General features: G+C 33.3%; 11 protein-coding genes. 1 reads left to right on the top strand and 10 read right to left on the bottom strand.

What is annotated here, in order from left to right:
* The first annotated feature begins 64 nt into the window (after window positions 1-64).
* On the top strand, window positions 65-532 hold the full coding sequence (locus QLS97_RS03115) for a CYTH domain-containing protein (protein ID WP_282714210.1): 468 nt from the start codon (window positions 65-67) through the stop codon (window positions 530-532).
* A gap of 1 nt (window position 533) precedes the next feature.
* On the opposite strand, the gene QLS97_RS03110 is transcribed toward QLS97_RS03115, so the two are convergent.
* From QLS97_RS03110 to QLS97_RS03065, 10 genes are all read right to left on the bottom strand, one after another.
* Window positions 534-1,016: a septal ring lytic transglycosylase RlpA family protein gene (locus QLS97_RS03110; RefSeq protein ID WP_282714209.1), complete on the bottom strand. Its 483-nt coding sequence runs from the start codon at window positions 1,014-1,016 to the stop codon at window positions 534-536.
* An 81-nt stretch (window positions 1,017-1,097) separates the two neighbouring features.
* Entirely contained in the window at window positions 1,098-1,532 is a 435-nt protein-coding gene (locus tag QLS97_RS03105; protein ID WP_282714208.1) for a hypothetical protein, read from the bottom strand.
* A gap of 92 nt (window positions 1,533-1,624) precedes the next feature.
* Window positions 1,625-4,873 carry a TonB-dependent receptor gene (locus tag QLS97_RS03100; protein ID WP_282714207.1) on the bottom strand — a complete coding sequence of 1,083 codons (3,249 nt, stop codon included), beginning with the start codon at window positions 4,871-4,873 and terminating at the stop codon, window positions 1,625-1,627.
* A gap of 368 nt (window positions 4,874-5,241) precedes the next feature.
* Complete coding sequence (gene pgi / locus QLS97_RS03095; protein ID WP_282714206.1) at window positions 5,242-6,885, bottom strand: glucose-6-phosphate isomerase; 1,644 nt, start codon at window positions 6,883-6,885, stop codon at window positions 5,242-5,244.
* Window positions 6,886-7,072: 187 nt separating this feature from the next.
* Entirely contained in the window at window positions 7,073-8,293 is a 1,221-nt protein-coding gene (locus QLS97_RS03090) for a M23 family metallopeptidase (RefSeq protein ID WP_282714205.1), read from the bottom strand.
* A 21-nt stretch (window positions 8,294-8,314) separates the two neighbouring features.
* Window positions 8,315-9,250: a tryptophan 2,3-dioxygenase family protein gene (locus QLS97_RS03085; RefSeq protein ID WP_282714204.1), complete on the bottom strand. Its 936-nt coding sequence runs from the start codon at window positions 9,248-9,250 to the stop codon at window positions 8,315-8,317.
* Window positions 9,250-10,020, bottom strand: a complete 771-nt coding sequence (locus tag QLS97_RS03080; protein WP_282714203.1) for a DUF3108 domain-containing protein — start codon at window positions 10,018-10,020, stop codon at window positions 9,250-9,252. The genes QLS97_RS03085 and QLS97_RS03080 overlap by 1 nt, the downstream gene beginning before the upstream one ends.
* A gap of 295 nt (window positions 10,021-10,315) precedes the next feature.
* Window positions 10,316-11,476, bottom strand: a complete 1,161-nt coding sequence (gene hppD / locus QLS97_RS03075; protein WP_282714202.1) for a 4-hydroxyphenylpyruvate dioxygenase — start codon at window positions 11,474-11,476, stop codon at window positions 10,316-10,318.
* A gap of 241 nt (window positions 11,477-11,717) precedes the next feature.
* Window positions 11,718-12,875 carry a homogentisate 1,2-dioxygenase gene (locus QLS97_RS03070; protein ID WP_282714201.1) on the bottom strand — a complete coding sequence of 386 codons (1,158 nt, stop codon included), beginning with the start codon at window positions 12,873-12,875 and terminating at the stop codon, window positions 11,718-11,720.
* Window positions 12,876-13,064: 189 nt separating this feature from the next.
* A complete protein-coding gene (locus QLS97_RS03065; protein ID WP_282714200.1) occupies window positions 13,065-15,263 on the bottom strand; it encodes a patatin-like phospholipase family protein in 2,199 nt (732 codons plus the stop codon).
* Window positions 15,264-15,314 lie beyond the last annotated feature (51 nt).

The raw sequence follows: 15,314 nt of genomic DNA, 5'->3' as shown, positions 1-15,314 counted from the left end.
AAAAGTTTTATGATTGAGAAATTGAAACGAATAGCTGGACATAGCTCCAAAATATTTATAAAAAATGATTGAGATAGAAAGAAAATTTTTGGTGACTGACGATTCGTTCAAGAAAGAAGTTTTCACTCAAAATCACATTGCACAAGGGTATTTAAGTTCGGTACCGGAACGTACGGTTCGAGTACGCATAAAAGGCGATAAAGGATATTTGACCATAAAAGGGATTTCAAATGATTCCGGCATGTCCCGTTTTGAGTGGGAAAAAGAAATTCCTGTTGCCGAAGCAAAGGAATTATTATTGTTATGCGAAAAAGGTGTTATTGACAAAACTCGTTTTGAGATAAAACGAGGCAATCATGTTTTTGAGGTTGATGAATTCTATGGTGAAAATGAAGGATTGATTGTAGCAGAAATTGAGCTTAATTCTGAAACGGAAATTTTTGAAAAACCAAGCTGGTTAGGTGACGAAGTGACTAACAACAACCGTTATTACAATGCTTATTTAAGCACTAATCCATACAAAAACTGGTGATTTAATTACTTAATATCGCCATTGTTACTTTCATTCCACCACTACTTTTATTGGAGGTAATATCCATAAACGCTCGTTTTGAAAGATCAATTTCTCTAGACTTAACAAATGGTCCTCTGTCGGTAATTTCTACAATTACGGACTTTCCATTTTTTTCATTAGTCACTTTTACTTTTGTACCAAAAGGAAGTTTTTTGTGTGCTGCGGTATATTTATTATTATCAAACTTGCTGCCACTTGTAGTGCGTCTTCCATTAAATTTATCGGCATAATAGGATGCATGTGCTTCTTTTTTATAGATTTTAAATTTCCCTAATGAAGTTATTAAAGAATCTATTTTGTTTTCTTGCAATTCAATTGTTGCTTTACCTTTTTTGAGCGTATCTTTTTGTGTTGCTGCTTTTTGTTTTTCTGAGATTGAACTTTGGCTGCTGACTAAGCTAATAATTGCAAGTAAAAAAAATAATGTTATTGATTTTTTCATATATATCGTATTAGTTAAATCTATTTTACAAAAACCATACCTAGATAAAAAAAGCCCTATTTCTAGAGCTTTAATTGGTTTTTAAAACCAAATTTTCCATGGAATTCTACTTAAAATAAGTACTAATCCTAAACCATAAAAAATGGAGAAAGTTTTGAATTTTGATTCACTAGCTATTAATTTTTTGTGCTTAGACCAACCAATTGTAATTAGAACAATCGCAATAATATTTATTAAAGGATGCTCTAAAGCCAATAACCTGCTTTCAGTTGTCAATCCACCCATTCCAACTGCTTTTATCATATTTAATCCATTAGGAGATACAAAGTATAAAACCAACCCAACTAATAATTGTGTGTGTATTGCTATTAATGCAAACAATGCAATTTTCCTGTCTTTTGAAGTAAAATCTTTTTTAGAAGACATCCCTAAAAAGGAATTAACCACTGCAATCACTAATACTAAAAGTGCTAAATATCCCCAGCCTGAATGGAATTTTTGAATAAAATCGTACATAAATAATGTTTTTGTTTTAACAAATATAAGAAAAAAAGGCATAAAAAAACCCTCATTTCATTGAAATGAGGGTTGCAATATTTTAAACTAAACTAGTTGAACGTATAACGAACACCAGTTTGCATTTGCCATCTTGATGAGTTCAAACCTACATCATCAGCTTGGTTAATACTGTTACCTACAACAGGGTTGTAGCTAAAAGTAGGTGTGTTAGTACCCGTTAAGAAACCAACTTGTGTTAGCAACTGTACTTGGTCATTGCTTGTAAAATATCTTTTACCCCAATTTTTATTTAAAAGATTGGTAAAGTTAAAAATGTCTGCGGTAAACTCTAATGTATGTTTCTTTTTACCAATGTTAAAAGTAAATTCTTGCGCGAATTTTAAATCAACTACATGACTTGTTTTTAAACGATCCCCATTACGCTCAGCATAACCACCTTTTCTACCTCTTAAGTACTCATTCCCTTCGATAAAAGCGTTTAAAGCATCCCATTGTAATTGAGGTGATAATGGATTTGCTGTTGTAGAAACAAGTCTAATCTCACTTTGAGCAGCTGGAATATAAATCAATGCTGAATTAGAGAATGTATCTTGCAATAAACGACCCGAATCATTATAAACATAACTGATAGGAGTTCCTTGAGCTCCTTCGTAGAATACACCTATTCTAGATTTAGTGAATTTACTCCATTTGAATGTAGCATTACCATTAGAAACAATTCTTCTTCCTGGATCAAAATCAGATCTTGAAAGCGCTAAATAGTTTGCACCATTAACTGTTTCAGTATTGTTCCACTGTGAACTGTTTTGAGAAGAAGTTGCATCCAATAAAACAGTAGATTTACCATAAGAATAAGTTCCAGAAATATTAGCATCAATAAAGTCAGATCTAAAGTTTTTAGTCAATGTAAAAGCTATATTATACGCTTTCCCTTCATCGGTGTTAGAACCTAAATACACTCCTAAATAAGAATTATCAACTCTAGTATTTCCATTATAACGTGGTCTTGTATCAGCCCCTGTTAAATTACTTGATGAATTTCTGATGTTTAAGTTTTCGTATGTAACTGCACTCATATTATCATTATATGTGATTTCAGATGTCAAAACAAAACCTAATGGTAATTTTTGATCAACAGCAAAACTTGCTTTGAATACTTGAGGCAATTTGAAATCTTTTGCAAACAAATCAATGTTACCACCTGTACGACCTGAACCTGGTCTAGGGTAAGAAGCAGGAAGTGGAGCAAGCTGACTGTCTACGCTTGTATTTGGATTAAAAACTGGCGTTGGTGTTGATGTAGAATTATTAATTGAAATAGCTCCTTGGGTAACACCATTGTTGTTGTACGTTCCACCTGGCCATACTAATGGCAATCTAGATGTAAAGACTCCTACACCACCTCTAATTTGAGTAGATTTCTTACCATTTACATCATAATTAAACCCTAAACGTGGTGCAAAATGAGCTGTAGTATTAATTCTTTCTCCTACTCTAGCTCCTTGTAAATTTTTACCGGCAGCTTCCAATAAAGGAATTATTCTGTTATTAAAATCATCGTTACCTAAACCGTTTTCCCAAACTGGTACGTCAACTCTCACTCCATAAGATAATTTAAAATTATCCGATAATCTCATATCATTTTGTAAGTAGAATCCAAATTGTTTTGTTCCAAATTCAGCAGCTCCTTGAGAATCATCTCCACTTCCACCAACTAAAGAGTAATTCAATATATATCTGTTCGGTTTTCTGTCAAGTAAGAAATCGTCCAATGTAGCATATCTGTAAGACCCAAAATTGTTTCCAAAAAACACGTTTTTGGATTGAGAAAACTCATTGTGAGTACCAATAGTAATTTTGTTGATTCCAACATTGATTTCAAAATTATCTGTAATTGTCAATATCTTTTGATCTAAAAGATTTGCTGTAGAAAATCCCTCTGCTCCAAAGAAAATACTTTGGTTAGCTCCGTCAAAAATTTGTACAGTTGGAAATGGATCTCCAGCTGCATCTCTATCATCAACTACAGTAGTATATGCAACTACTAAATTATTTGAAAATTTATTTCCAAATCTTGAGTTTAATTCTAAAGCGGTAGAGTTCGTTTTAGAATTAAATAATTGACTACCATTTATGAAACTAATTGCAGTAGCAGAAGAACGGCTTGGAGAAAATTGTTCAGCAGTAACGTAACTATGCTTTAAAGACAATTTGTGGTTGTCATTAATATTCCAGTCTAATTTACCGATAATCTTATCACTTACAAGTGTACGTACATTATTTTCAAAAGAACCTGGATCATAGCCGTAAGTAGCAAGTTTAGTTCTTAATTCTCCCAATCTGTTTCCAGACAATCCTGTATAAGTTGAAGCGTCAAAAGGCTGTGGTGTCTCATTGTCTTGTCTTTCATAATTGATGAAATAAAACAATTTATCTTTTACAATTGATCCACCAGCACGAACACCATAGGTCTGAGCAGAAAAATCAGCTAATTTTTGTCTTCCATTTGCCCCAACTAATGAAGGAGGTGTTTTTCCTGCTAAGGATTCATCTCTATTAAAAAAATAAGCAGATCCTTCAAAATTATTAGTTCCTGATTTAGTAATCGCGCTAATTGCTCCACCAGCAAAACCAGATAGTTTTACATCATAAGGCGCAACACTTACTTGAAATTGCTCAATTGCATCAATAGAGATAGGACTTACTCCTGTTTGACCTCCATTAGTTCCATTTGCAGCTAATCCAAAAACGTCATTACTTACAGCTCCATCAATATAAATAGCATTGAATCTGTTGTTTTGACCTCCAATAGATAAAACATCATCACCTCTTAATTGAGCTTGTGGTGTTAGTCTGGCAAAATCTGAAATATTTCTAGATAAAGAAGGCAATGCTTTGATTTTATCTGAATTGATTACTGTTTGAGCTCCAGTTCTTTGTGAATTAAAGGTGTTATCTCTTGAAGTTCTAACTACAACTTCTTGTAATTCATTTGACTCTTCTTGTAAAACAACTTTAAAATCTTTAGTATCACCTAATTGAAGGTAAACATCACTATCTTCAAAAGTTTTAAATCCAACAAAAGTAATTACAATTTTGTATGGACCTCCAACTCTCATGTTCGAGATTCTGAAGTTACCTGTACCATCTGTAGATGCAGTGTATCGAGTACCTGATGGAGTGTGTGTTGCAAGAATTGATGCCCCTGGTAAGGTTTGAGAATCCTTATCATAAACATTACCACTAATAGAAGAGGTAGTGTTACCCTGAGCATAAACTCCAGAGCTAGCAAACATTAGTACAACTAGAATTAAAAATAATTTTAATAATTTTTTCATATTGTTTAGTTTATTAATATTTGGCAAAAATATAACATTTTTGCTTTAAAAAGTTAACACAACGTTAAGAAAAGCATATTTTCAAGTAGGATTTTTATCTTAAATTTATTTTGGGTATTTTTTTATTAAAAAATATAATTATTATACTGGTTTTTTGTTAATATTTTAACTAAAAAAGTAAAAATAAATTTAAGCAAAATACGAGGCTATTTTTTTAAAAATCACTAAAACAGAGTACCTTATAAACAAAAAACCCTGATTTAGATAAAATCAGGGTTTTTGACTTCTTTTAAATACTAAAAAAAGTAAAAAAAATTTAAATTATAAAATATCTTATGAAATTGTAGAGACAAACAACATAAATCACTCTATTTATTCATCAGAAAATGATTCAATAAAAAAGCTGTAGAACCGTCATGACTTTTGACCGTTTTAGTATTAATTTCCTCCAAAATAGAATTAGCCAATTGTTTTCCTAATTCAACACCCCATTGATCAAAACTAAAAATATTCCAGATAATTCCTTGTACAAAAATCTTATGCTCATACAAAGCAATCAAAGAACCTAAAGTTTTCGGAGATAACTTCTGGATTAAAATAGTATTGGTAGGCTTATTCCCCGTGAAAACTTTGAACGGCAAAAGAAATTTAGCTTTGTCTTCTGAAATACCTTGTTTATCGAATTCAGCCTGAACTTGTTCTCCAGATTTACCATGCATTAACGCTTCTGTCTGTGCAAAAAAGTTAGACATTAGTTTATCATGATGATTATTGTCTCCATATAAAGGAGTTACAAAACCAATAAAATCTGCAGGAATTAATTTTGTTCCTTGGTGAATTAACTGAAAAAAGGCATGTTGTGCATTAGTTCCCGGCTCTCCCCAAATAATAGTTCCCGTTTGATAATTTACAGGCTTTCCATCACGACCTACACTTTTACCATTACTTTCCATAGTCCCTTGTTGTAAATAAGGCGCTAATTTTTGCAGATATTGTGTGTAAGGAATCAAAGCTTCACTTTCGGCACCAAAAAAATTATTGTACCAAACACTCAATAAAGCCAATATTACTGGCATATTTTTATCGAAATCAGCAGTTTTGAAATGCTCGTCCATTTCGTTCGCCCCTTCTAACAATTCATCAAAATTATCGTATCCTACGGCTAAACTTATAGTAAGTCCAACGGCACTCCACAAAGAGAATCTTCCACCAACCCAATCCCACATAGGAAATACATTATTTGGATTTATCCCAAACTCTGTTACTTTTTGGATATTGGTAGAAACCGCAACAAAATGTTTAGCAATATCTTCTTGAGTAGCTGATTCTAGAAACCATTTTCTGATAGTTTCAGAATTAGTCAGTGTTTCTTGCGTTGTAAATGTTTTAGAAACAATTACAAAAAGCGTAGTTTCCGGATTTAGTTTTTTTATAATCTCATTTACATGATCCCCATCCACATTTGAAACAAAATGAACATTAAGATGATTTTTATAAAATTGCAATGCTTCAACTGCCATAGCAGGACCCAAATCTGAACCTCCAATACCTATATTAACAACATCCGTGAACGGTTTTCCTGTAAAACCAGTTCTTTCGCCCGAAGTTACTTCATTGGTAAATGCTTTTATTTTACTTTTTACTTCATAAATTTCAGAAACCACATTATCGCCATCAACATTTATAATTGCTGATTCTTTGGCTCGCAATGCAGTATGAAGTACAGCTCTATTTTCGGTTTGATTGATTATAGCACCGTCAAAATAATCCGCAATAGCACTTTTAAGTCCTACTTCATCTGCTAATTCTAATAATAACTGAAGTGTTTCTTGATTGATAATATTTTTTGAAAAATCAATTAAAAAATCATTCCATTTCAAATTGAATTTTTCAGTTCTGTTTGCGTCCAATTGAAATAATTCTTGCATAGAAGCTTTTTGCATTTCGTTGTAATGCATTTCAAGTTTCTTCCAAGCGTTCGTTTCTGTTGGGTTTATTGTATTTAAAGCCATTTATTAGGTAGTTTGTAGTATTATTTGAATTTGGCAAAAATACTGAAATTAGTTTTAATGCTAAATGAGTTTTCGATTATATAACAATTTAGCAGGAAAAACACTAAATAGTGGTCGTCCAATAAGCACATCAAGTGTTTCTGTTTTTAAACTAAATAAATATTTTTAGTCAATTTATATTGTAGAATTATAAATTAGCAACACTATCTAATTGAAATTTTAACGGAGTTATTTGTTTAATAAAACGACTTTTACTATTTCCGGTCATAGGCTCTCCGCTAGGCAATTTAAGTCTTAGCGCATCCACTTGCTTACCATTTTTCCAAAATCGATAACATACATGCGGTCCAGTTGCCAAACCTGTGCTTCCTACTAAACCGATAACCTGCCCTTGACTAACGCGTTGACCTCGTCTCACTAATATTTTAGACATGTGTAAGTATTGTGTCGAGTAGGTTCCGTTGTGTTTTACTTTTACAAAATTCCCATTTCCGGCAGTAAAACCACTTTGCTCCACAACTCCGCCAGCAGTTGTAGTAATAGGTGTGCCGCGTGGCGCTGCATAATCCGTTCCTTTGTGTGCTTTCCATCTGTGCTGAACTGGATGAAATCTACTCGTTGAAAATCGAGAAGATATTCTACTAAATTTTATTGGAGATTTAAGAAAGAAATTTTTCAAGGTTTTCCCATCTTCATCGTAATATTCTATTTTGTCTGAATTCGGATTTTGGGCAAAAGGAAATGCGTAAATAATTTTCCCTTTGTATTCAAAAAAGGAAGCTTCCAGTTCTTCCACACCGTCATAAACAGTATCATTTATGAATCGTTCCGTAAAAGTTATCGCAAAACGATCTCCTTTTTTGAGTTTCATAAAATCGATGGAATAGGCGTAAATTTTAGAGATTTTACTCGCCAATGCTCCTTCAATCTTGGCATTGCCTAAGGTTTCTGACAATGACTCTTTCAAAACTCCGCCAATAGTGCGTCGCTTAATAGTAATGGGTTTCGTTTTTTTATAAACAACAACAGCAGTATCACGTAAATCAACTACATAATAGTTTAATGCATCCGGCTGATAGATAAAAACCTGTAAAGCATTCTTCTTGTTTTTTGACCGAAGTATTGTAAAAGGCCTATTTATCCTGATGGTTCTCACATCAAAAGTATCTCTTACTTTAGCGATTATATCATATACTTCTCGCTCTCCAATATTTTGTTCTTCCAGTAAAGTACCAAAAGTATCTCCCTTTTGTATCGTATCCTGAATGACATTAAAATCAGAATATTTAAACCCAAACTCTATCTTTTTAACTGCTGGTTTTATAATCTCTTTTTCAAGAATCTCTTCAGATTTATTACAAGAAATCAAAGAAAATAATACTATAATTGCTAATAATACTTGTTTCAAACTATGTTTTTTTTATTCAAATTATTTTTCTTCTCCCCAATGCGCTAACTCATCTGCCGACCATAATTCTGGGAAAAATATTCTGCGTTGGTATTTTGGATGCATGTATTTTTTCCAGTCGCTTCCGCCAGTAGCCTCTCCATCACCTTTACCGCTCTGATCTATATATTTCTTTGCTGTATTCAAATGTTGCATTACCCACGTAATATTCACCGTATGATCATAATGACGCATCGCTAATATTAACTCTGGATTTTTTTGATCTAAATCTGGAAGTTGTTTGAATTTTTGCCAAATATTTATGGTGTTGTATTCTTCCATATGATTTAAGAACATCTTCTTATATTTTCTTTCGAATTCCTCCAGTAGATAAGATTTTTTACCGGTATGATAATCTTTTCCGGCTGCTTGCCAATACAAATGCTCTAGGGCAAATTCATAAGGTGTGTTTCTATCTATTGAATCTCTATAACGGTGATCAATAAGATTTATTAGGTCTGTAGAAGAAAATTCTATTAAACGGTATTGCGCACTTTGAAAACCACTGGCAGGAGTTAACGTATTTCTAAACTTCATGTATTGATCTACCTCCATTCCATCTCCCATAATACTGAAAGAAGTGGTTAGCATATCAAAATAGCGGCTGATTCTCATTAATCTTTCGGTAAAAAAATCAGTTTGAATATTTTCACAATAGGAAATCTGGCGCATTTCCCAAAGTATCATCTTAAATATCAATTCATTCACCTGATGATACATAATAAAAACCATTTCATCAGGAAGCGTTGTTCTTTGAACTTGAAGACTTAACAATGCATCTGTTTGGATATAATCCCAATACGTAATTGGTTTTGACCATAATAATCCTTCCAGTTGCGTCTCTGTTTTTTGATTTATTGCTTGGTATTTAATTTCAATTTCTTTTAAAATCGCTTCTGAACTATCAATATTATTCATTATTTATTTGTTTTAAAAGGATTTTTCAATCCTCTATATGCATCTATATCTGCTTTTATTGAACCTACTGCCAAGCTGGCTTTTATTCTGATTGGTAATTTATTATCGTCATCTGAAATCCAAACGGTAAGACTCTCTTGTTCTTTAAAAACACGTCCTGATTGTACTAAAGGTCTAAAAACCATTGTTGATACCACCCCAAATTTAGTGGCAATATTTTCACGACCTATAAACTTGAGTTTAAACTTTGTCGTTTCATCATCAAAAAACATATCAATCGCAACTGACTCTCCTATTTTTAACTTATCAATCCCCGGATAATTTCTTAGATAATAAAAGGTAGACAAAATGTCTTGTGTGTTCTTAGGAACGTAAATTGTTTTCTCCGTTTTATGTTTGTAATCTTTGACAAGAACTTTATTTGTAGATTGATTAAAAAAGCCTTCTTGATTTTTAGTATACCCGCCTTCATTAATTTTTCGGACAAACTGGTATGGATTTCTAGTATCCTTATCAATATAACTTTCGTACAAATCATCTACTTTAAAGAAAAATCGAGACATTCCAGTAGTATATCCTCTGCCTACAACATGAAATGTTTTTTTGTTATTTACTGTAGCATCTTTCACCTCTAATGTGGCGTAACCGGCATTTACTATTCCATAATGAATTCTAAATTTAAACCACTCACCCACGTCATAAGCATCCTCTTTTGGAGAATCAAAACTTAAGGTCAATATCACTACAAAGAATAGTATTATTTTTTTCATCATTACTTTATTCGTCAATTTATTGACTCTAATAGCAAATTTTGTTCCAAATATATTAAAACAAAAAAACTCAGTCAAATAATGACTGAGTTTTTATGCTATTAACTAACCAAAAAACTATAAACTATGAAATTTATATGAAATCAGGAAGGAAACCACCCCTTCCCTTTTTGCGAGTGCAAAGGTAGCTAACAAATTCAGTTATTTTAGCGAAAAATAAAGTTTAACACAACATTTACAAAAAAACACGCTGTTCATCGGTTATTTTTTCACAATATGTAAAAATAATGCTTTTTTACAGCGTTCCTCGTAATTGCTGTTCTCTCTCAATTGATTCAAATAACGCTTTAAAGTTACCTGCTCCAAAACCTTTGGCCCCCATTCTTTGTATAATTTCAAAAAACAAGGTTGGTCGGTCTTGTACCGGTTTTGTAAATATTTGCAGTAAATATCCTTCTTCATCGGCATCTACCATAATGGCAAGCTTTTCGATTTCGTTCAAATCTTCTTTCATCATTTTCATGTGCTCTCCCAATCGCTCCGGAATTGCTTCATAATAGGTATGTGGAGGAGCAGATAAGAATTCGATTCCTCTTGCTTTCAATTGAGAAACTGTTTTGATGATATCATCAGTTGCAATGGCGATATGCTGAATTCCAGGCCCGCCATAAAAGTCCAGGTATTCCTCGATTTGCGACTTTTTCTTTCCTTCTGCAGGTTCATTAATTGGAAATTTAATTCTTCCGTTTCCATTAGACATTACTTTACTCATCAACGCCGAATATTCTGTATTGATTTGTTTGTCATCAAAAGAAAGGAAATTTACAAATCCCATGACGTCTTCATAGAACTTAACCCAAGTATTCATTTCGTTCCAACCCACATTTCCTACCATGTGGTCTATGTATTTTAAGCCCGTTGGCTCCGGATTGTAATCAGATTTCCACTCCTTATAACCAGGCAAGAAAACACCAGTATAGTTTTTGCGCTCTACAAAAATATGAACGGTTTCCCCGTACGTATAAATTCCGGAACGTATTACTTCTCCAAATTCATCTTTCTCAACTGTTGGCTCCATGAAAGAGCGCGCACCTCGTTTCATTGTTTCTTCGTAAGCACTTGTTGCATCTTCTACCCAAAGTGCCGCGACTTTTACTCCGTCACCATGTTTTCTCAAATGTTCGTGTATAGGAGAATCTTGCGTTAATGGTGTGGTCAATACGATGCGAATCTTATCTTGTTTTAACACATACGACGTTCTGTCTCTTACTCCAGTTTCTAATCCGGCATACGCCAATGACTGGTATCCGAAAGCAGTTTTATAATAATGTGCGGATTGTTTTGCGTTTCCTACGTAGAATTCTACATAATCGGTTCCTAATAGTGGAAGGAAATCTTGCGCTCCTTCAAATATTTTTTCTAGTCCGTATTCTACTGATTTTACTTCTTTTGACATGGTATTTATTTTTTGATTCGGTACATCTAATTTTGGAACACCGTTGATGGTGCTACAATAGATTTACGCGGATTTATTAATTTTAAAAAATGTTTTTATTTACTCTAAAGTCCTAGCCCTGATAGAAGCGAAAATCCTTTTTTGAGGTTTTTTTAACCGAAAAAAAGATTGCAACGGATAGCAGGAAATAGCTCCTTATTATCATATCCTAAAGTTTGATTGCTTCGTTTCTCGCAATGACTTATTCTACCCAAGATTTATAGTACTGACCATCGTCTAATCCCATGGCTTCTTCGGTTACCATTAACGGGCGAAATGTATCCACCATTACGGCTAATTCATGGGTTATGGTTTGACCAATACTACGCTCCATTGCTCCTGGTGCCGGCCCATGCGGAATTCCTTTTGGATGCAATGTAATGTGTCCTTGCTCGATATTATTGCGGCTCATAAAATCGCCATCTACGTAATACAAAACCTCATCACTATCAATATTACTGTGATTATAAGGCGCCGGAATTGCTTTTGGGTGGTAATCATATAATCGTGGACAGAACGAACAAACTACAAATGTTGCCGTTTCAAATGTTTGATGAACCGGCGGCGGCTGGTGCACGCGGCCTGTTATAGGCTCAAAATTGTGAATGCTGAATCCGTAAGGAAAATTATATCCGTCCCAGCCTACTACATCAAAGGGATGCGTGGCGTAAACGAATTCATGGATCATTCCTTCTTTTTTGATTTTGATTAAAAAGTCTCCTTTTTCATCGTGCGTTTCTAATTCTGTTGGCAAAATGAAGTCGCGCTCGCAAAAAGGCGAATGTTCTAAATGTTGTCCTGATTCGTTTTTATAGCGTTTTGGCGTGTAAAAAGGCGCGAAAGATTCTACGTAAAAAAGTCTGTTTTCTGATGTTTCAAAATCAATTTGATAAATCATTCCGCGAGGAATAATCAGGTAATCTCCATATTCGAAAGGAATATTTCCCATCATGGTGCGCAATTTCCCTTTTCCTTTATGGATGAAAATCATCTCATCGGCATCGGCATTTTTATAGAAATAGTTACGCAACGATTGTCTTGGCGCGGCCAATCCTATCGTACAATCTTTATTGACTAACATCGGTTTGCGACTGTCCAAAAAATCATCTTCGGGTTTTAACTCAAAGCCTTTTAATAACAATGATTTTATGTTTTTTCCAATGGCAATTTTCGGCTCAACCGAATAGGATTTTAGAATTTCCTTTACCTGTGTTGGTCTGTGGACGTGATATAATAATGACGAATGACCGTGAAAACCTTCTGTTCCAAAAAGCTGTTCGTAGTATAAACCGCCATTTGGTTTTTCAAATTGTGTGTGTCTTTTTTGGGGGAAATTCCCCAATTTATGGTATAAAGGCATGATTTTTTTGCTTAAAAGTTAAAGTTTAAAAGTTTAAAGTTGTATTGAACTAAACTTATTTAATTAAATCAAAAAAAATGCAATTTATTCAGGGTTCCTCTTGATGAGAAATTGTAGATATCCTAATAAACCGCTCCAAGTTGTTTTCATGATAACAAATATCGGAATTATTATTGAATTAAATTACAATTAAAACATAAACCCAATGCTAAACCAAGTAAATCCTTTTGCATTTTCCGGAGACCAGGAATGTTTTATTTCTATAGGCCCAATTCTTGTTTCTAAACCATAACCTACTGCATAACCTGAATATTTTGGGATTGAAATCCAATCTACCGTTTCAAAAATTCTATCTCCAACATTAGCAAAGTTTGCCGAAAAATTGAAATGATTGTTCTTATAAAACTCATAATCAATAGTTCCTGTTGATTTTATGTAACTATTGGCCGCAATGCTCAAATAATCATACCCATAAAAATATTTGAAATTATTTATCGGATTGTAGCCGTAACCTCCTAAAATAAAATTAAAAAAAGAAACGCTTTCATTCCCAAAGGAGAAACCAGCATCTGTATTAAATTTAACCGTCGCATTTTTAAAAAGCGTTGCTGCTACTCCAAAATCAGCTTTTGCAATAGAAAAAGGTTGAAAATCCCCTGTATAATTTGAAGAGACCAAATACGATTGAATATCGCCTGAAAAATACCATCCTTTTTTGGGAAAATATTTATTGTCAAAGGAATCGAATTTCATATAACCAAAAAGACTTAAGTAATTACTGTTGTCAATTATTGGATCTGCATTCGCTAATGTCTCCGACTTTATTTTTAAATATTTTAATTCAATCCCTCCTCCAATCAAAAATTTCTGAACAAATAGCGATTGAAAATAAGCCTGATTTGTCAAATCGTGAAAATCAACATTGATAGCATTTATTCCCAAAACACCTAAATCCAAACTGCTTATTTCTTTGGCTACGTTTCTATTAAATTGATTGAACTGCGACTTGAAACCAAAACTCAAATTAAATCCATTCTCAATGTAATAATCTAAATTATACCTGATATTATCTCCCAAAACGATATCCAGAGAAGTTCTGTCATTTTTAAAAAACGTTTTTTTATGTGTCAGGTTAATCAAAACAGCACTCTTGAATAAATTATCATAGTGCAGTCCAAATTTCAAATACGTCTTTGAAGGGTTTTCTTTTAAGGTCAAATTTAAATTGTCCCCGTTTTTATTTTCATCTAATGAATAGGAGATAGCACTGAAGTTTTGAGTTGCGTTGATATTATTTATTCCTTTCAACAAATCATCATAACAGGTTTTAACTCCTGGTTTAAACCTTAATTTACCAATCACATATTCTTTGGTATAATTATCCAATTCATTGCTATTGATATCTACAATCTGCAAGCTGTCTGTTACTAATTTTAGATTTGGTTTCTTATACGGATTGGACTCATCAGCCAGTACCTTTATTTTTTCATAAACGGAGAACGTGGCTTCTTCTCCTTTTCTGATGATTTCCTTTCCTTTATCGAAAGATACAACTCCGTAGTCTTTGATATCTGGCTTTATATAGATATCCGTTTCTTTTACGTTTCTTTTCATCCTCTCAATGGATTGAAGATTTGTAATTTGAACCAAAATTCTCGTTGCATCTTTGAGTTCGCTTCTGTCTAACAAATCGTCTTGTACATCAACTCCTATGATAATATCTGCGCCTAATTTACGAACCTCCTCAATAGGATAATTATTAATGACACCGCCATCCACAAGCAGTTTTCCGTCAATTTCCACAGGAGAAAACAAAGATGGAAATGCAGAACTGGCAATCATGGCCTGCGCCAAATTTCCCTTATTCAATAAAACCTGTTCTCCAGATTCTATATTAGTTCCTATACATAAAAACGGAATTGGAAGTTTATTAAAATCCCTTATGTGCCTGACATTTCTGGTAATTCTACTCAATAAATTATAATTGTAAATCCCTTTAGACAATGCCTCCGGAATACCTATTTTGAGTTTATTAAACGGCAAAACGAGCGCGTATAATTCGTCATTTCTTTTTTCGTAAAAATTTTTGGAGGATCTGGGAATGAAATCGTTTAGTAATTCATTGAAATTTGTGGCTTGAAATATAGAATCAATTTGGCTGGCGTTATAACCCGAAGCATAAAGACCGCCAATAACGGCTCCCATACTTGTTCCGCCAATGTAATCAATCTTGACACCCGCTTCTTCTAATACCTTAAGTACTCCTATATGCGCAAATCCTTTTGCTCCGCCGCCACTTAAAACTAAACCAATTTTTGGTTTCTTTTGCTCTTGCGAAAACACAGTCAAACTAGCAAAAACAATGAATAACAGCGCAATTTTCTTCATAAACAGCAATTTGGTAGTAATAGAATTTAACAAGATCAGATAGTATTTGCC

This window comes from Flavobacterium yafengii (genome assembly GCF_030010375.1).
Taxonomy (GTDB): domain Bacteria; phylum Bacteroidota; class Bacteroidia; order Flavobacteriales; family Flavobacteriaceae; genus Flavobacterium; species Flavobacterium yafengii.
This window is presented reverse-complemented; position numbering and strand designations above follow the sequence as displayed.